Source organism: Ancylobacter defluvii, assembly GCF_018390605.1.
Taxonomy (GTDB): Bacteria; Pseudomonadota; Alphaproteobacteria; order Rhizobiales; family Xanthobacteraceae; genus Ancylobacter; species Ancylobacter defluvii.
Window position 1 is genome coordinate 95965 of the sequence record NZ_JAHBGD010000019.1, and the last position, 17836, is coordinate 113800.

18 protein-coding genes are annotated in these 17836 nt (G+C 70.0%); 1 reads left to right on the top strand and 17 read right to left on the bottom strand.

Going from position 1 to position 17836, the window contains the following annotated elements; translation table 11 throughout:
- Positions 1-2: 2 nt before the first annotated feature.
- The 17 genes from KHC24_RS25100 to KHC24_RS14685 form a co-directional block, all read right to left on the bottom strand.
- Positions 3-2333: a phage tail sheath family protein gene (locus KHC24_RS25100; RefSeq protein WP_246546968.1), complete on the bottom strand. Its 2331-nt coding sequence runs from the start codon at positions 2331-2333 to the stop codon at positions 3-5.
- An 834-nt stretch (positions 2334-3167) separates the two neighbouring features.
- Entirely contained in the window at positions 3168-4328 is a 1161-nt protein-coding gene (locus KHC24_RS14610) for a BatD family protein (protein ID WP_213364042.1), read from the bottom strand.
- Positions 4322-4936, bottom strand: coding sequence for a hypothetical protein (locus KHC24_RS14615; RefSeq protein WP_213364043.1), 615 nt, complete (start codon positions 4934-4936; stop codon positions 4322-4324). The genes KHC24_RS14610 and KHC24_RS14615 overlap by 7 nt, the downstream gene beginning before the upstream one ends.
- The gene (locus tag KHC24_RS14620; protein ID WP_213364044.1) at positions 4933-5814 is read right to left on the bottom strand and encodes a vWA domain-containing protein; all 882 of its coding nucleotides are present in this window, start codon (positions 5812-5814) and stop codon (positions 4933-4935) included. Before KHC24_RS14620 ends, KHC24_RS14615 begins: the two co-directional genes overlap by 4 nt.
- Complete coding sequence (locus KHC24_RS14625) at positions 5811-6752, bottom strand: VWA domain-containing protein (protein WP_213364045.1); 942 nt, start codon at positions 6750-6752, stop codon at positions 5811-5813. Before KHC24_RS14625 ends, KHC24_RS14620 begins: the two co-directional genes overlap by 4 nt.
- Entirely contained in the window at positions 6749-7090 is a 342-nt protein-coding gene (locus KHC24_RS14630; RefSeq protein ID WP_213364046.1) for a hypothetical protein, read from the bottom strand. The genes KHC24_RS14625 and KHC24_RS14630 overlap by 4 nt, the downstream gene beginning before the upstream one ends.
- The gene (locus tag KHC24_RS14635; RefSeq protein WP_213364047.1) at positions 7077-7916 is read right to left on the bottom strand and encodes a DUF58 domain-containing protein; all 840 of its coding nucleotides are present in this window, start codon (positions 7914-7916) and stop codon (positions 7077-7079) included. The genes KHC24_RS14630 and KHC24_RS14635 overlap by 14 nt, the downstream gene beginning before the upstream one ends.
- On the bottom strand, positions 7910-8860 hold the full coding sequence (locus tag KHC24_RS14640) for an AAA family ATPase (RefSeq protein ID WP_213364048.1): 951 nt from the start codon (positions 8858-8860) through the stop codon (positions 7910-7912). The genes KHC24_RS14635 and KHC24_RS14640 overlap by 7 nt, the downstream gene beginning before the upstream one ends.
- Positions 8861-8952: 92 nt before the next feature.
- On the bottom strand, positions 8953-10281 hold the full coding sequence (locus tag KHC24_RS14645) for a histidine kinase (RefSeq protein WP_246546970.1): 1329 nt from the start codon (positions 10279-10281) through the stop codon (positions 8953-8955).
- Positions 10278-10913, bottom strand: a complete 636-nt coding sequence (locus KHC24_RS14650; protein WP_213364049.1) for a response regulator — start codon at positions 10911-10913, stop codon at positions 10278-10280. Before KHC24_RS14650 ends, KHC24_RS14645 begins: the two co-directional genes overlap by 4 nt.
- Positions 10914-11001: 88 nt before the next feature.
- Positions 11002-12180: an MFS transporter gene (locus KHC24_RS14655; protein ID WP_213364050.1), complete on the bottom strand. Its 1179-nt coding sequence runs from the start codon at positions 12178-12180 to the stop codon at positions 11002-11004.
- 1 nt (position 12181) lies between these two features.
- Positions 12182-13501, bottom strand: a complete 1320-nt coding sequence (locus KHC24_RS14660) for an NAD(P)-binding domain-containing protein (RefSeq protein ID WP_213364051.1) — start codon at positions 13499-13501, stop codon at positions 12182-12184.
- A gap of 50 nt (positions 13502-13551) precedes the next feature.
- Positions 13552-13869 (bottom strand): ArsR/SmtB family transcription factor, encoded by a 318-nt coding sequence (locus tag KHC24_RS14665; RefSeq protein ID WP_213364052.1) that lies wholly within the window; start codon positions 13867-13869, stop codon positions 13552-13554.
- An 84-nt stretch (positions 13870-13953) separates the two neighbouring features.
- Positions 13954-15009, bottom strand: coding sequence for an ACR3 family arsenite efflux transporter (gene arsB, locus KHC24_RS14670; protein ID WP_213364053.1), 1056 nt, complete (start codon positions 15007-15009; stop codon positions 13954-13956).
- Between the two features lie 6 nt (positions 15010-15015).
- Positions 15016-15441 (bottom strand): arsenate reductase (glutaredoxin), encoded by a 426-nt coding sequence (gene arsC / locus KHC24_RS14675; RefSeq protein ID WP_213364054.1) that lies wholly within the window; start codon positions 15439-15441, stop codon positions 15016-15018.
- An 8-nt stretch (positions 15442-15449) separates the two neighbouring features.
- Positions 15450-15977: an arsenate reductase ArsC gene (locus tag KHC24_RS14680; RefSeq protein WP_213364055.1), complete on the bottom strand. Its 528-nt coding sequence runs from the start codon at positions 15975-15977 to the stop codon at positions 15450-15452.
- Complete coding sequence (locus KHC24_RS14685) at positions 15970-16326, bottom strand: ArsR/SmtB family transcription factor (protein WP_213364056.1); 357 nt, start codon at positions 16324-16326, stop codon at positions 15970-15972. The genes KHC24_RS14680 and KHC24_RS14685 overlap by 8 nt, the downstream gene beginning before the upstream one ends.
- A gap of 239 nt (positions 16327-16565) precedes the next feature.
- On the opposite strand from KHC24_RS14685, the gene KHC24_RS14690 reads away from it, so the two are divergent.
- Positions 16566-17813 (top strand): Hsp70 family protein, encoded by a 1248-nt coding sequence (locus tag KHC24_RS14690; protein WP_213364058.1) that lies wholly within the window; start codon positions 16566-16568, stop codon positions 17811-17813.
- The last annotated feature ends 23 nt before the right edge of the window (positions 17814-17836 follow it).

The window sequence follows — 17836 nt, forward strand, 5'->3', positions numbered from 1 at the left end:
CCTCAGACCTGGATCTGTCCAGCCATCTGCTGGAGTTTGATGATGACGAATTCGGCCGGCTTCAGCGGAGCGAAGCCGACGACGATATTGACGATGCCGAGATCGATGTGGTTCTGCGTCGTGGTCTCGGAATCGCACTTCACGAAGTAAGCCTCGCGCGGGGAGCGCCCCTGGAAGGCGCCCTGGCGAAACAGATTGTTCATGAACCCCCCGAGGTTCAGCCGGATCTGCGCCCAGAGCGGCTCGTCATTCGGCTCGAACACCACCCATTGCGTGCCCCGGTAGAGGCTTTCCTCGAGAAACAGCGCCAGGCGGCGCACCGGCACATATTTCCACTCGGATGCCAGCTGATCGCTGCCGCGCAGGGTGCGCGCGCCCCACACCACCGGCCCGAAGCCCGGCCGGTTGCGCAGGCAGTTCAGGCCGAGCGGGTTGAGCACGCCGTTCTCGGCATCGGTCAGCAGATAGTCGAGCCCCATCACGCCGCGCAGCACCGCGTCGGTTCCCGCCGGCGCCTTCCAAACCCCGCGCTCGCTGTCGGTGCGGGCATAGAGGCCGGCGACGGCACCGCTATTGGCGAAGGATTTGAGCCGGTTGCCGTCGAGCGGATCCGCCTGCTGGATGCGGGGGAAATACACCGCGACATTGGGATCGCGCAGGAAGCCGTGGCCGTTGAGCCAGGTCCGCGCCTCGTCGAGCGTGTCGACGCTGCGGGGCAGGTCGGCGACGAAGAATGCCCGCCGCTCCTTCGCATAGTCGAGGGCGGCCGCCAGCAGCCCGTCATCGGACTGGTCGGGCACGCAGAGAATGTTGAAGAGGTCGACCTCCTCGAGCGCGTAGAGGCCGGTCTTGGCGCTGCGGCTTCCCGCGAGCTGGGTCGGGCTGGCCGGGGTGCCGTCGTCGCCGGGAACCGCGTCGACCTGTCCCTGCCCTGCCGGGCCGACGCCGAGGGCATAGCGGGCAACATTCTCCGCCGCTGTGGTGAGGCCGAGCGTGGCCCCGGCGGTGTTGCCGCCATTATTGGTGACGTTCAGCCGGACCGCTGGATTGACGCCGCCGGGCAGGAGGCGCAGTCGTCCGTCGATCATGCCGACCCGCGCCTGGTTCAGCTCGGCCTTGGGCGAAGCCGACAGCGCGGCTTGGATAGCGGAAACCAGGGCCTGCGGCGTGGCCGGCCGGCCCGCGGCGCCCCACAGATCCAGCGTATGCGGGCCGTCATTGGCAACGCCGCCGGCCAGCAGGGTGACGTTCATCGATGCCGGCTGCGGCAAGGTCGATAGGTCGAGCGCGGCGATGCTGGCGCCCACCGTCCCGGTCTGCGCCGGCCGGATCACCGCCGCGGCATCCACCTCGCGCCCGCCATTCAGCGTGCCGAGCTTGAGGATCTCCGTCGCGCTGCGCTGTCCCGCGCGGGAGAACCGCACCGAGGAGCGCTGCCCCTGGCCGTCGGGTGTGCCGGAGGCGGCGACGATGTTGGTCGCCCCACCGGTGCAGCTGAAATTGGCGAAGGCGCCGACCGTCGGCCGGATCAGCCGCACCCGCTCCTGGATCCGGTCACCAAGGTTGTCCAGCAATTCGGCGAGATCGTCGCCGACCAGCCCGCCGCCTGCATCGAACAGGTCGAACTCATACGGTCCGTCGCCGTCGAGGCTGATGGCGATACGGCGGTGGGCGTCGTCGAGGCGATCGAGATCGGCTTGGGCCAGGGTGCCGCTGGTGCTGGTGCCGTTGCCGTTCGCCACTCCCGACACCGCGGCGGCGGCGGCGGGCCGCGTCACCTTGATCAGTTCGGAGGCGGCATTGATGGTGGCGACCGCATAGGCCGGAGAGAACTCGTTCATGGAGAGGTTGCGGTGGACCTCCACCCGCGCCGGCACCGGCCCCGCTCCCTGATCGACGAACTCGATCACCTGCAGGTTGAACAGACTGGCCGGATTGGCGGTGTCGTAATCGACGTCGAGCCTCAGGCCGTTGCCCCATAGGCCCTCGGATCGGGCCGCGATGCTGAGAACGACGACGCCACCGGCGCCGACATCGTTCCTCAGGCCGATCGCCGCGCCGGCGGCCGCGTTCGCGACGCGGACGATCCATGCCTGGCCGCCACCGTTGCGGAAGAAGTTCTGCACCGCATAGCTGAGCGGGGCATCGACATCGAGCCCGCCGAATGCGCGTTCGAAATCGCCGAAATTGAAGATCTGCACCGCCTTGTTGACGGCACCGCGGGTGGTGTAGCCGACAAAGGCGGTGACGGAGGTGGCGACGCCGACGATGGTGCGGACACCGCTCGGCACCTCCTCGATATAGACCCCCGGATAGCTGACGGTGACCGGCATGGCGACGGCTCCTGGCTCTGGGACCGCGGACCAGCCCGGTCACCCGCAGCGAAGATCAAACAGGCACATAAAATGGGTACTTCCCGGCCCCTAAGAAGCAGGTAAGCATCGACGGCGACTTAACCCTGGAGGAATAGATGGCGTGGACCGTGCTCCCCCAATATTCGTCACTGGACGTGATCTTTATTGTTGGTCCGACGGACTGGCAGAACATGCGGGCCTAGCCCGGGCTAACGGCGAAACAAACGCATCGAGCGGCGCGAGCAAGCCGAGATGCCCGACACATACCCCAAGACGCAACCAGCCATCGAAACAACCTCGCCTCAACGACGCGCTTGAGGTCGTCGGCAAAGGCGCCACACAATAGTGAGGACACCGCAGGGCACTGTTCAGATTTCGGCTACGGCACAGCTCAAGGCATGGAAGAACATTGCCCCTTCGGACAATGACTGCCATCTACTCACTTGCACGAAGCTTCCGGTACGGAGATACCCGAACCAGCATGTAGAAACAGGTAAAGAAAGACGTAAATCTCACCCATTGCTGTCGCATTGGATAATGCACGGCGGGCGATCCTGCCGCAAGCACCTTTTCCAGTCAGTAATTCTGACGTATATTTCTAAGAAATTCTACTAATTATTTGAATTCGAAACGAATTCGTTAGAGCTTCTCCGCCCCACTCTCGCGCGCGCGAGGCATCGACCCCGCCGGGTTTGCCGGCAAAGTGTCTGCTCGCGTGAACCCGATTTGCCGGCGGCGCACGGCATGTCGTCTCCCCGCATTATCGGTCACGACAGCGCGACATCCGATGGCGATCTCACAGACCGTCCACGACTATCCGTGCCGAAACATCGCCTCGAGTTCGACCTTTGCCGTGACCGAGGAAGTCGCCGCGTTCCGCCCATAGAGCTGTTCGTCGAGCTGGGCGGTTTCCCGCCCGCTCACCGGCAGCCCTAGGGAGCGCCGGCGGCGCAGATAGGTCTCGGCGGCGCGGCGGATATCGAGCAGGGCGCCGGTTCTGGCGGCGCGCACCAGGGCGCGGCGGGTCGGGTCGATCGGCGACAGCCTGCGGATCGCCCGCAGCATGTCCGCCCGCCGCGACGGCGAAAGCCCGATGAGCGCAAAGGCCAGGCCAGCCATCAGCCCCATCCCGGTGGCGAACCACGCCAGGCCGACCTGTGCGGCGGGCAGGCGCTCGGTGCCGCTGCGATTTCCGCCGAAGCTCGAATAGCCAAAAGGGATCGCCGGCATTTCCGCCGTACGCATCTGCCGGGCGGCGGTATCGAACCAGGGAATGGAGACGGCGGGAAGCACGCCCGGCTCGCCGGTCTTGGGGCGAAGATGCCACTCCCAGCTCACGGTCGTCACCGGTCCGTCCGGCGTCGGCTGCATCTCGCGCCGCTCCGGCGCCACGAAGCTGATCAGCCAGGGCTCGCGCAGCAGCGGGCGCGCCGGCAGGAGATGCGGAAGCGTGCCTTCGGCCTTGAGCGTGACCCGCCGAACCAGGGTCTCGCCGTCGCGCAGTTCACCCGGCTTGGCCGACAATTCATCCTCGATCGTGAGGCTGCGGGCGGAAAGCGGTGCTCCAGCATCCGGAAACGGCGCGACCGGCAGGGTAACGGGCGGCGCGGTCACCACCAGCGGTTCGCGAAGGTTGTTGGCGCCGACAACGGTGAGATGATGCGCCACCGGCCCGATGGCGAGCGCGCCGGCATGGCGGGGGAACAGGGCGATGCGGCGCTCGAAAACCCGGACGCTGCGCCCCTCGATTTGTTCATCGCGCCACTGGTCGCGCGACAGCTGCATCCAGTCATAATCTTCCGAGTTGGGAAAGCTTAGCTTCTCCAGCGTGATCTGCCGCGTGTATTCGCCCCTGACCGTGAGCGGGATCATCTCGCCCACCACCGGCTGCCCATCCGGCACGACGAGGCGCAGGCTTTCGGCGCGCGCGACGCCGGTCATCAGGACCAGCAGCAGGACGAGACGGATCACCATCGGTCGCTCCCTTCCGGCCGGAGCAGGCCCGCGCCCGCCCGACGTTCGTATTCCTTCTGCAGACGCAGGCGCAGGAACTCTCCCGGATCATCCGTGAGGGTGTCGAGCCAGGCATCGGAAGCGGCGATGCCGCGCGCCTCGATCGGCCGCTTCCATGTCGGGTCCGGCGTGCTGGCCGCCGCCTGGCCATCCGCGGCGCCCGATGGTTGCAGGCCGCCATGGCCGGGCAGCCGGCCCGGCATGATATTTTCGCCCCGCGTCTTGGAAACCAGCGAATCGATCAGGTCCCGCAGCCGCGTGGCTTCGGCATCCGCCGGATTGGCGAACAGCACGGCGTCGAGATAGGCGACCGCCAAGGCGTGCTTCCCGGTCGCCGCCAGCGTAAGGGCGCGGTTGAAGGTCTGGCTGCGCCCGGCCTCGGCGAAGGCGGCATCCGCGTCGGCATAGGCGCCGTCGCGATAGAGCGCGAGGCCCCTGGCCGCCGGGTCGTCGAGCAGCGCCGCGGCCCCGGGGATCCCGGCCCGGAAGCCGAGGCGCCCCCAGGCGGCCGGACCGGCGAGAGCGAGGCAGCCGAGGCCGGCGGCCGCCAGGAGCGCGAGCCGATTCATGCCCGCCTCCGGAACAGGCCGAGAAGCGGGATGATGGCCAGCGCGGCCACGAACGGGCCGAGATCGTGGAACTCCAGCGCCGCCACGGTCGGATCCCGCTCCAGCCCGCCGGCGCGCGACAGCCGGCCCAGCACGGGCGCGGGGGAGCGGGCCGGCGCCGCGGCATCGCCGAGCGCTTGCAGCGCGGCGGGATCGCTGGTCCCGCCCGCGCCGCCGGCCAGCGTCAGCACGGAAAGCCGAATGCCGTCGCCCGCGAGGCGCCCAGCCTCGGCACGTGTCGCCGCGTCGACGCCGCCACCGTCGGAGATCAGCACCAGCTCGGCATCGCGGCTGCGTTGCAGCATCTGCCGCGCCAGGGCGACGGCGGCGGCCGGGCGGCTGCCGCCGCCCGGCATGGTGCCGGAGCCGAGCACCGCGATCTGGCTCTCCAGGGTGGCGGGATCGGCCGTCGGCGCCGCAACCTCATAGGCCTCGCCCGCATAGAGCAGGAGGCCCACCGGCCGGCCGGCCGCCGCCGTGAGCACCTCGGCGGCGGCGGCCTGCGCGTCGGCGAGGGCGGGGCTTTCGGCGACGGAGGGCGACATGTCGATGGCAATCAGGATCGCGCCATCCCCGGCGAGCCGCGGTGCATCGGCACGCGGTACCGCCGGCCCGCAAAGCCCGAGGCTCAGCAGCCCGGCCGCGATCAGCGGCGCAAAGCCGCTGCGCCCGCCGCTCCGGCGCAGATGCCCGAGCGTCCGCATGGCGACGAGCATGGCGGGCGGCATCACCCGCTCCCACCCGCCGGCGCCGCCGCGCCGCCACAACCACAGGGCGAGGAGGGCGAGCAGCGGGATCGCCGCGAGCCACCATGGACGCAGCAGCACGAGAGCGCTCATGCCCGCCTCCGCACCGCCAGCAGCAGCGCCAGAGCCAGCGCCGCCCCGCCGGGCCACACCCACAGCGCCTGCCAATAACGCAGCGGCGGCCGCTTCATCGGGTTCGGCTCCAGCTGGTCGAGGGCTACGGCCATGGCCGTCAGATCGTCCATGGTGCGCACCCGGAAGCTGGCGCCGCCTCCCAGCTCGGCCATGGCGCGCAGGGCCGCGGCATCCACCGCGTCGCGCGATTGCGGCTGGTTCTCCAGATCCTCCGGGCCGAGCGCGATGGTGTGCACCCGGATGCCGTGGCTGGCAGCAAGCCGCGCCGCATCGCTCGCCGGCACCTTGCCCGAGGTATCGGCTCCGTCGGAGAGCAGGACGATGACCTTGCTTTTCGCGTCGCTCTGCATCAGGCGCCGGGTGGCCAGCCCGAGGCCGTCGGCGATCGCGGTGGAGCGGCCGGAAATGCCGATCTGCGCACCGTCGATGGCATGGGCCACCGCGGCCACGTCGAAGGTCGGCGGCTGCGCCACATACGCCCGGTCGCCGAAGATCACCATCCCGATCCGGTCGCCCTTCCGGGACGCGACGAAGCGGGAGGCGACGCGCTTTACCGCCTCCAACCTGGACAAGGGCCGTCCATCGAGGCTGAAATCCTCGTTAAGCATGCTGCCGGACAGATCGAGCGTCAGCAGGATCTCGCGCCCCGACGAGGTGACGAGATCGGTCGTGGCGGCGAGCCGCGGACCGGCGAGCGCCAGCACCAGCGCCGTCCAGGCGCCAATCAGCAGGGCCATATCGAGAAAGCGGCCTCGCCCCTGCGCCGCGCCGGCGGCCGCAAAAGTGCCGGCATCGACCCGCAGCGACGCGCCCGCCGGAGCGGTGACGGCCAGGAAGCGACGCGCCAGCAGCGGCAGCGGCAGCAGAAGCAGCGCCAGCGGAAAGGCGAAGCTCATCGGCGCACCGGCCGCGCCTTCAGCGCGATGCGCTCGATCGCCGCCTCGCCGAGCGGCGACGCGGTACCGTAGGCGGTGTCGCGCAGTTCCTGCGGAAGGTGTCCGACAATGCGCGCAATAGCCAGGGCCTGCTCCGCCGGCGGCATCCCGCGGGTGGAGCGGATACGGGCACGCCGCGAGGGCAGCCGGTCGAGAAACGGCATCAGGAGCGACGCCAGCAGCGCGGCCAGCACCAGCCCGACCCCGAACAGCATCAGCAGATCGGCGGCACGAAGCTGCATCAGGTAGGGCGGCAGGCGCCCCTCCGGAAGCGCGGCGATCAGCTCAGCCTGCGTCATGCGGGATTACCTCCAGGCTCACATTCAGTGCCCGCATCCGCAGCGCCAGCGGCGCGGGATCGCAAGGATGCAGCCGGGCCAGCCGGCTGAACGCCCCGGCATGGATCGGCAGCGCCCGCGGCGGCGGAGCGGTGTCGATCGGATCGCCCGGCAGCAGCAGCCGGACCTGCCGCCGCCGGGCAAGGCGTGCCAGGTCCGGCTCATCGGCCGGAGCGATGCCTTCCATGCCGGTGGCGATCAGCACCTCGGCGCCCGGCGGACTGAGCCGGGCGGCGCGGACCAGCGCCTCGGAAAGCGACGGCCCCTCGCTGCCGGCTTCCAGCGCCTGGTCGTGGCGGCTGGCCAGCATGTGGCTGATCCGGCTCATCTGCGACACGCCGCTGCCGAGCGGGATGACCGCGACGCCGGCGGCGTTGACGCTGATCGCCGCGATCGACGCCCCGCGCGCGGTGGCAAGCCAGCCCCGCCGGGCCAAGGCTCGCGCTCCGCGTACCGAACGCAACGCCGCACCGGTCCCCCACAGCATTGGCGGGCGAAAATCGGCGATCAGCAGCACCGTGTCGTCGCGGTCCTCGTGAAAGCTGCGAATATGCGGCATCCCGGTGCGGGCGGTGGCGGCAGGGTCAATGCGGCGGGCATCGTCACCCTCGGCGAAGGCGCGGATCTCCCGCAGATCCATGCCGGCGCCGGCCGGCTTGGCCGGAAGGGCGCCGGGACGGCGCGAGGCGGGGCGATGCCGGCCCTGCCGGGGAACGCCGTCGCGAAGGGCCAGCAATTCGGCGGCGTCGAGACGGATGCCCGGCACGTCGAGCCTCGCGTTCACCATGGCTCGACCGCCCGCACGATGTCGGCGACAAGGCTGCGGCCGCTGCGCCCCTCGCTGATGGCGGTCCAGTTGGGAACGAGACGGTGCGACAGCGCGTCGGGGGCGAGAGCGATCACATCCTCGGGCAGGGCATAATCCCGCCCCTTCAGCCAGGCCCGGGCCTGCGCGGCGACGGCCAAGGCCAGCGTGCCGCGCGGAGATATGGCATGCTCGACCCATTCGGCCACCGCGCCGCCGGGCCGCGAGGCCATCACCAGCCGCACAATGAAGTCCTTGAGCGCGGGAGCGAGATGCACCCGGGCGACTTCCGATTTCGCCGTGTGCAGATTGTCGGCCGACAGCGCGACGGCCTGCAGGGCCGGTGGATCGATTCGCTCCGCCACCACCAGATCGAGAATGGCGCGCTCGTGCTCCGCCCGCGGCAGGCCGAGCGAAAGATGCAGCAGGAAGCGGTCCATCTGCGCCTCCGGCAACGGGAAGGTGCCTTCATGCTCGATCGGGTTCTGGGTCGCGACGACCATGAAAGGGTTCGGCAGTACCCGGCTCACCCCCGCCGTCGTCACCTGGCTCTCCGCCATGGCCTCCAGCAGCGCCGACTGCACCTTGGGTGGCGCACGGTTGATTTCATCCACCAGCACCAGCGCGTGGAAAATCGGGCCGGGGACGAAGTCAAAGCTCCCGGTATCGGGGCGGAACACCTGTGTGCCGGTCAGATCGGCGGGCAGCAGGTCCGGGGTGCACTGGATCCGCGCATGGCTGCCCGGAAGATACGCCGCCAGGCGCTTGACGGCGCGGGTCTTGGCGATGCCCGGCGGTCCCTCGATCAGCACGTGGCCGCTGGTGAGCAGGGCGATGAGCAGCCGCTCGACCATCTCCTCGTGCCCGATCAGGCCCGCCGCGACCTCGGCGCCGAGCCGGGCGATCGGATGGCTCATGTCGTTCATGCGCACTGCCTCCCTGTGCCCGCCGAGGATGCGCGGGGCGGGGGCGGGCCGCCAGAGAGGCTTTCCCGGTCGAGCCGGGAAGATCTCCCGGGTCAGCGCGGCAGCCGTGCCGTGGCGCGCATGCCGTCCCCGGCCGGGACGAGCGAGAAGCTGCCGCCCAGCGCATCGACCCGCTCGCGGATGCCGAGCAGCCCGTAGCCGTCGCCGATCGGACCGTCGTGGCGGGCGGAACCGTCATCCGTGGCGGTCAGGGTGATGGCGTCGGCGACGTAGATCTTGAGCGAGACGGTCGTCGGCGCGCCGTGCCGGATCGCATTGGTCAGGCATTCCTGGGCGATGCGGTACAGGCTGAGCGCGAGCTCGTCCGGCACCGCCTCGATCTCGCCGGTGAGCTCCAGCCCGAAGCGGACCGCCGGCACCCGGCTGCGCCAGTCCGCCACCAGCCGCTCCAGCGCCGGGCGCAGCCCGAGATCGTCGAGATCGGGCGGGCGCAGGCGGGAGAGCTCGGCGCGCAGGCTCTCCATCATCTGGCCGGTGATCTCGGCGATGCGGGTGCCGTCCTCGGCGGTGGATTCGCCCGATTGCGCGATGGCGGCGGCAAGGGCGCGGGTGGCGGTGAGGCACTGGCCGAACTCGTCGTGCAGCTCGCGTGCCAGCGCCCGGCGTTCGCTTTCCTGCACGGTGAACAGCCGCCGGGTGAGCTCGGTCCGCATCGCCTGCGCCTCCTGCAGCGTCGCGGCGGTCTGGTTCAGCGCCGTGCTCAGCCGGTCGAACTCCGTCACCCGCAGATTTGGCAGGCGAGCGGCGAAATCGCCGCGCTGCAGGTGCTCGATACCGCGCAGGATGGCGCGAAACGGCGCCAGAAGCCGCACCACCAGCAGTCCGGTCAGGATGGCGCCGCCGATCGCCATGCCGACCGCGACGCGCATCAGGTCGCCGGTGCGGGCCCAGGCGCGGGTGACGATGACGCCCGGATCGGCCATCGCGGTCACGCGGGCGTCGGAGATGTAGCGCATCCGCACCGGCACGGCGGCCGGATCGGGCACCAGCCCGGTTCGCTCGGCCAGCCACACGAACCAGGCCGGCGGGGTTCCCTCCGCCGCGAGATAGGGGCCGCAGCGCCGGTGCGTCGGCTGGTCGCGCGCGCCGAATTCGACACAGATGCCCGGCGCGATCAGCGTCCAGGCCGGGAATTGCTGCCAGTCGCGGAAGACCGGCGTCGGCGCCACGCCGCCAAAGGCGAGGCCGATGAAGTCCGGGCGCGCGGCGATGGCGTCGGCGACGCGCCGGGCGGTGGTCTGCACATCCTGGCGGGCGGCGTTCGCCGTGTCCCACAGCACCCAGCCGGCGGCGACCAGCACGGTCAGGAGACCGGCGGCCAAAACCCGCAGAACCAGTTGCGGCAACAGCCGGCGCATCATGTCGCCGGCACGAAGCCGGCGCGCTGCGCCTTGAGCACCAGATCGGCATCGCCGGAGGCCCCGAGCTTGGCCCGGATCTGCGACAGGTTGTTCTGCACGGTCTTGGACGACAGGCCGAGGCTGTGGGCGATGGAGCGCCCGTTCATGCCGCGCACCAGCAGCAGCAATATGTCGCGCTCGCGCGGCGTCAGGCCGACGAAGTCGTCATCCTCGATCGAGGTTCGCGCGAATTCCTGCGCCATGTCGGCCGAGAGCACCCGCCGGCCGGACACCACCGTGGTTATGGCGCGGACCAGTTCGTCCGGGGGACTGCTTTTCGACACGAAGCCCCGCGCTCCCGCCTCCATCGCCTTGCGCGCGAAAAACGCCCCCTGATGCATCGACACGACGATGATGCGGGCCTGGGGATCGCGCGCCAGCATGGCGTCGACGGCGGCGAAGCCTCCCCCGCCCGGCATGGAAAGGTCCATCAGCACGATGTCCGGCCGGTGCTCGGCGAAGGCTGTCAGCGCCGCCTCGCCGTCACCGGCCTCGGCCACCACCGAAAAGCCCGGCTGACGCCCGAGCAGCCGGCGATAGCCCTCGCGCACGATTGGATGATCGTCGACCAGGAGAATGCGGATCAGGTCCATGGCCGGAGGATATCGCTTGCCGGCGCCGGCACAATGGAGATGCGTGCCGGGGTGCTCCGAGATCATCCCGCGTCCGGCCGTCCAGCCCCTAGCCCGCCGGCACCGGCGCCGGGCGGCGGTGCTGCCAGAGCATGCCGACCAGCAATGCGTTGCCCAGCCCCAGGATCGCCACCGCGCCCAGAGCCTCGGAGGGGCCGCCATGTTCGATCAGGAACGCTCCCAGAAACGGGGCGGCGGCCTGCGCGACCAGCGACGGCCGCGCCAGCCGCCCCATCAGCGCCGCGTAGCGTTCGGGACCGAACAGCGCCAGCGGCAGCGTACCCCGCGCGATCGAAAACACCCCATTGCCGGCGCCGTAGAAAATGAGCGCGATCGCGGCCATCACCAGGCCGCTCCACAGCAGCAGCAGTCCGAGGGCAATCAGGCCGCAGGCCGCGCCGAGCGACCACAGGGGATGATGCCGGCCGCGCCCGGCCATCTCGACCAGCCGGCCGCCGACCTGGGCGGGACCGATAAGGGCGCCGAACAGCACCGCATCCGCCAGCGAAAGCCCCTGGGCCTGGAGCAGCGTGAGCAGATGCACCGATAGCGTCGCGGTGATCGCTCCCGCAATGATCATGACGGCGGCGAGCAGCAGGAAGGCCCGGCGTTCAGCGCCAAGCAGGGGTTCCGTCCCCGCCGCCCTCTCGGCCGAACGGGCGGGGGGTGGAGCGGCTCGCGGGATCACCCGCAGCAGAAGCGGCAGCGAAAAGCCGATCTGGATGGCGGCGTAGATGAAGCAGGTGCCCCGCCATCCCACCGAGCCGACGAGATAGGCCGAGAGCGGCCAGCACACCGTGCTGGCAAACCCGCCCCACAGGGTGAGCACCGTGATCGCCGAGCGGGCCGAGCTTCCGAACAGGCGGCCGAGGGTGGCAAACGCCGCATCATAAAGGCCGGCGCCCATCCCCAGGCCCAGCACCAGCCACCCCGCCACATAGACCGGGAGCGCCTGCGACAGGCCGAGCGTGACCTGGCCGGCGGCGATCAGCACCGCCGACAGCGCCAGCACGCCGCGCCCGCCATGCCTGCCGATGGCGCGCCCGATCCATGGCGACACCAGCCCGGCGGTCAGCAGGCCGATCGAGAGGCCGCCCACCACCCACGCCAGCGCCCAGCCGGTTTCCGCGGCCACCGGACCGGCCAGCACCGCCGACAGATAATAGGACGATCCCCAGGCCATGATCTGGGTGATGCCGAGCGTGCTGATGATGGCGAGGCGGCTCATCTCACGCCGCCGTACCGCAGCAGCTCTTCACCTCCGGCTTGGGCGCGCAGCAGCTGGCCGGCGCCGGCGCTTCCCGATCGACGGTGCATACTCCGGTCTCCGGCAGCACCAGGTGCACGTCGTCAGCCGCCGCCCGGTCGCCGGCAAGCGCCGCGGCGATCGAACGCACCTGCTCATAGCCGGTCATCATCAGGAAGGTGGGAGCCCGTCCATAGCTCTTGATGCCGGCGATGTAGAATCCCGGCTCGGGGTGGCTCAGTTCGCGATGCCCGTGCGGCGGCACCGAGCCGCAGGAATGCAGGTTGGGATCGATCATCGGGCCGAGCGCCCGGGCGCTCTCGAGCCAGGGGTCGAGTTCCACGCGCAGTTCGCGCGTCAGCGACAAATCAGGGCGTTGACCGGTTGCCACCACAATGCGGTCGACCGGGCCGAGCCGGCTCTGCGCCTCGCTCTCGAGCACCAGCCGGCCCTCGATGTCGCGCACCGCCGCCACCGCAAAGCCGGTCTCAAGCTGGATAGTTCCCTGCGTCACCAGGGCGTGCAGGCGGGTGCCGAGCGTGCCGCGTGCCGCCAGCTGGTCCGCGGCGCCGCCGCCATATACCCGCGACAGATCCGTACCGCGCGTGGCCCAGATCAGCGACGTGCCGGGCACCTCCTCCGCCAGCCGGGCGAGGTCGAGCAGCACATTGGCGGCGGAATGCCCGGCCCCGACCACCACCGTGGCCTTGCCGGCATAGGTGCCACGGTCGTGGCCGAGCACGTCGGGGATGCCATAGGCGATACGGCCGATGGCGGCCTCCTCCCCTTCCGCCGCAAGGCCATCGGCTCCCAGCGGGTTGGGCGTTCCCCACGTGCCCGAGGTGTCGATGACGGCGGAAGCCAGCACCTGCCGCTGCCGGCCGGCGCCATCGGCGACACGCAGGGAAAACGGCCGCGCCTCCCGCTCGCGGCTTGTCACCTTGTCGGTGCCGCGGCGGCTGATCGCCACGACGCGTGCATCGGTCTCAAGCACATCGCGGATCTCCGGCGTGGCCGCCAGGGGCTCGAGATACCGGGCCACCAGTTCGTGGCCGGTCGGATAGATCTCCGGCTCCGGCGCCCGCCAGCCGGAGCGCTCCAACAATGCGCGGGCGGCCGCGTCGAGGGCATAGGCCCATGGCGTGAACAGCTGGACATGCCCCCAATCGCGCACATGGGCGGCAACCGTCTCCCCGGCCTCGAAAATCCGCACCGGCAGGCCACGCTGCACGAGATGGGCGGCCGCGGCCAACCCGACCGGACCGGCACCGATGACGGCCACGGGATGGATCATGGAGGGCATGCATACGCTCCTTTTATATTTCTGGTACCATCGAATAATACGGCAAAAAATTAAGCCGCCGCCTCGCCGCTCGGGATGCAGCCGGCATCGGCGCAGCACTCATCGACCAGGAAGCCGACCAGGCCGCGCATCGCCGGATAATGGGCGCGGCAGATCAGGGTGGTGACCTGGCGCTCCTGCGTCACCAGCCCGGTGGTGACGAGGCGGCGCAGGTGATGCGACAGGGTGGAAGCCGGCAGCCCAAGCCGCTCCTGCAAGCGGCCGACCGGCAAGCCGGCATCGCCGGCGCGCACCAGGATTCGGTACAGCGCCAGACGGGTCGGGTTGCCGAGGGCTTCCAGTTGGCCGGCAGCTTCTTCGAGTTTCATGGAAATAGATTGCTCGGGCGGGACACCCCTGTCAAGGCGCCGCGCCGCCCCACTCTCATCGCCACCGTCGCGGCCCAGTCGCCGTCACGGCCGCCGCGGCACCACTGTGCGGGTGGAAGCGCCGGCCTCGTACCACCCCTTCGAGCGGTTGACGATCCAGACCACGGTGAGCATCACCGGCACCTCGATCAGCACGCCGACCACCGTCGCCAGCGCCGCTCCCGACTGGAAGCCGAACAGGCTGATGGCGGCGGCGACCGCCAGCTCGAAGAAGTTGGAGGCACCGATCAGCGCCGAGGGGCCCGCCACGCAGTGCTGTTCGCCGGCGAGCCGGTTGAGCAGATAGGCGAGGCCGGCATTGAAGTAGACCTGGATCAGGATCGGCACCGCCAGCAGGGCGATCACCAGCGGCTGCCGCAGGATCTGCTCGCCCTGGAAGCCGAACAGCAGCACCAGGGTGGCGAGCAGCGCCAGCAGGGAAAGCGGCTGCAGGCGCGCCAGCAGCCGCTGCACCGCCGCCGGGCCGCCGCTCGCCAGCAGGCGCCGGCGCAGCAGCTGCGCGGCAATGACCGGCACCAGAATGTAGAGCACCACCGAGAGCACCAGCGTGTCCCAGGGCACGATGATGGCCGAGAGCCCCAGCAGCAGGCCGACCAGCGGCGCGAAGGCGAACACCATGATGGTGTCGTTGAGCGCCACCTGACTCAGCGTGAAATGCGGTTCGCCCCGTGTCAGGTTCGACCAGACGAACACCATTGCCGTGCAGGGAGCGGCGGCGAGAATGATCAGGCCGGCAATGTAGCTGTCGATCTGGTCGGCCGGCAGGTAGGGCCGGAACAGGGTGCCAATGAATAGCCAGCCGAGCGCCGCCATCGAGAACGGCTTCACCGCCCAGTTGATGAACAGGGTGACGCCGATGCCGCGCCAATGCTCGCGCACCTGGCCGAGCGCGGCGAAATCGATCTTCACCAGCATTGGGATGATCATCAGCCAGATCAGCGCCGCCACCGGGAGGTTCACCCGGGCGACTTCCGCCTCGCCGATCGCCTGGAACACGTCCGGCAGCATGTGGCCGAGGGCGATGCCGGCGAGGATGCACAGCGCGACCCACACGGTCAGGTAGCGTTCAAATCTCGACATGGCCTCTCAGGCTCCCTCGACACGGCGGCCATGCGCATCGACGACGCGCTCGCCATCTTCCTTCGTGAACGCGCCGCGCTGCGGCGGCAGCAGATCGAGCACCTCCTCGGAAGGCCGGCAGAGCTTCACCCCCAGCGGGCTGACGACGATCGGCCGGTTGATGAGGATGGGATGCGCCAGCATGGCATCGAGCAGTTGCGCGTCGGTGAGCTGCGGATCGTCGAGGCCCAGCTCGGCATAGGGAGTGCCCTTTTCGCGCAGCACCGCCCGCACCGGCACGCCCATGCGGGCAATCAGCTGCGCCAGCAGCTCCCGGCTCGGCGGGGTCTTCAGGTACTCGACCACATGCGGTTCGACGCCGGCATTTCGGATCATCGCCAAGGTGTTGCGCGAGGTGCCGCAGGCCGGGTTGTGATAGATCACGATGTCCATGGCCCGCCTCACGCCGCGCTCGGACGGGGCGATGTCGCCCCTTCGCCGCGGCCGATATCCCGCAGCCTCGTGCCGAGCGCGATGGCGTCGAGACTGCCTATCGGCAGCGCCGCGAACACTGAAATCCGGCTCTTGAGATAGCGAAACGCCGCATTGAACGCCGCTTCCTGCTGCAGCTCGGAGCCCTGGACCGCGGCCGGGTCCTCGATGCCCCAATGTGCGGTCATCGGCTGGCCCGGCCACACCGGGCAGGCTTCGCCGGCCGCGTTGTCGCAGACCGTGAACACGAAATCCATCACCGGCGCGTCGGCGCCGGCGAACTCCTCCCAGCTCTTGGAGCGGAAGCCGTCGGCCGGATAGCCGAAGCGCCGGAGCACCTGCAGCGCGAGGGGATGAACCGCGCCCTTCGGCTGGCTGCCGGCGGAGAAGGCGCGAAACCGCCCGGCCCCATCCTTGGCGAGGATGCTTTCGGCCAGGATCGAGCGCGCCGAATTGCCGGTGCAGAGGAACAGGACATTGTAGGAGCGGTCAGTCATCGAAGCGGTCCTTGGGAGCGCAGCAGGGAGAAAGGTCGGCGATCAGCGGCGCACACAATTCGGCACGGCCGCCGCAGCAATCCTTGAGCAGGAACAGCACCACCGCGCGCAGGCGGTCGAGATCGGCGCGATAGATGATGACGCGGCTGTGCCGCTCGCCCCGCACCAGGCCGGCCCGCGTCAGCACCGAGAGATGCGACGACATGGTGTTGTGCGGAACATCCATCCGCCGCGCCAGTTCGCCGGAGGCGACGCCGTCCGGTTCACGGCTCACCAGCAGCTTGAAGGTGTCCATGCGCGTCGGCTGCGCCAGCGCGGCGAGGGCGTCGATAGCTTGAGCGTTGTCCATATCCCCATATTTCCAGAATTATCGACATATGGCAAGATACCTCTCTGCATCCCGCTCATGGGACCGGCCGTATTCTGGCCCGGCGCCTCAAATGCCGAAGGATTGAAGCCTGCCGCGGGACGGCCGCCCGCCTTCGCGGTCGCTCGCGGCGCTTCCGGCGCACTTCCGCACTTGCGCTGCGGCGCAGCGTGCTTTAGCAAGCGCGCCCTCCCGTATTCCGCATCATCTGAGGAGGTGTCATGACCGCCTGCGGCCTCGACTTCGGCACCTCGAACACCACGCTCGGCCTCCACGGCGCCGGCGAACCGCGGCTGGCGGCGCTGGAAGGCGCGGCCGACACCCTGCCGAGCGCCATCTTCTTTCCGCGGCAGGGCGAGCCCCTGGTGGGGCGGGCGGCGATGGCGGCCTATGTGGAGGGCCAGCAGGGGCGGCTGATGCGCTCGCTGAAATCGGTGCTCGGCACCTCGCTCATCGACGAGACCACGCCGGTCGGCCGCCAGCGCCTCGGCTTCCGGGCGGTGATCGGCAAATTCCTCGCCGAGGTGAAGGCGCGCGGCGAGGCGGCGGCCGGCGGCGAGCTGCGCGAGGTGGTGCTCGGCCGGCCGGTGCATTTTGTCGACGGCGACGTGGCGGGCGACGCACGGGCGCAGGAGGTGCTCGGCAGCATCGCCCGCGACATCGGCTTTGCCGAGCTCTCGTTCCAGTTCGAGCCGATCGCCGCGAGCCTCGACTATGAGCGTCAGGTGACCGGCGAGGAACTGGCGCTGATCGCCGACATCGGCGGCGGCACCTCCGATTTCTCCATCGTGCGGATCGCCCGCAGCCATGCCGGCCGCGCCGACCGGGCGTCGGACATCCTGGCGAATGAGGGCGTGCGCGTCGGCGGCACCGATTTCGACCGCCAGCTGTCCCTGGCCATGGTGATGCCGGCGCTCGGCCATGGCAGCCCGCTGAAGCGCAAGGGCCTGTCGATGCCGGTGGGCATCTATCAGGACCTCGCAACCTGGTCCTCGATCAACCGCCTCTATGACGGCCGGACCGCCCGCACCATCCGCGAGCTGGAGCGCGAGGCGGCGCATCCCGATCTGGTGGCGCGTCTGGCGCGGGCGGTGGAGGACGAGCGCGGCCACGGCCTCGCCCTCGATGTGGAAGCCGCCAAGATCCGCGTGGCGGAGGCTGGCGAAACCGTGCTCGATCTGGCGGTGCTGGAAGCCGGGCTGTCGGTGGGCATCGCGCATGCCGATCTGGTGCGGCATACCGGCCTGCTGGCGGAGCGCATCGCCGGGCGGATCGCCTCCTGCCTCGCCACTGCCGGTCTCGCGGCCGGCGACATCGACGCGCTGTTCCTCACCGGCGGCTCGACCCGGCTGGCGCATGTGCGCGCGGCGATCGGCGCCTGCGTGCCGACGGCGCGGGTGATCGAGGGCGACACGTTCGGCTCGGTCGGCACCGGCCTCGCCATCGAGGCCGGCCGGCGCTACGGCTGAGGTTTTGGGCGCCGGCTGCGGGC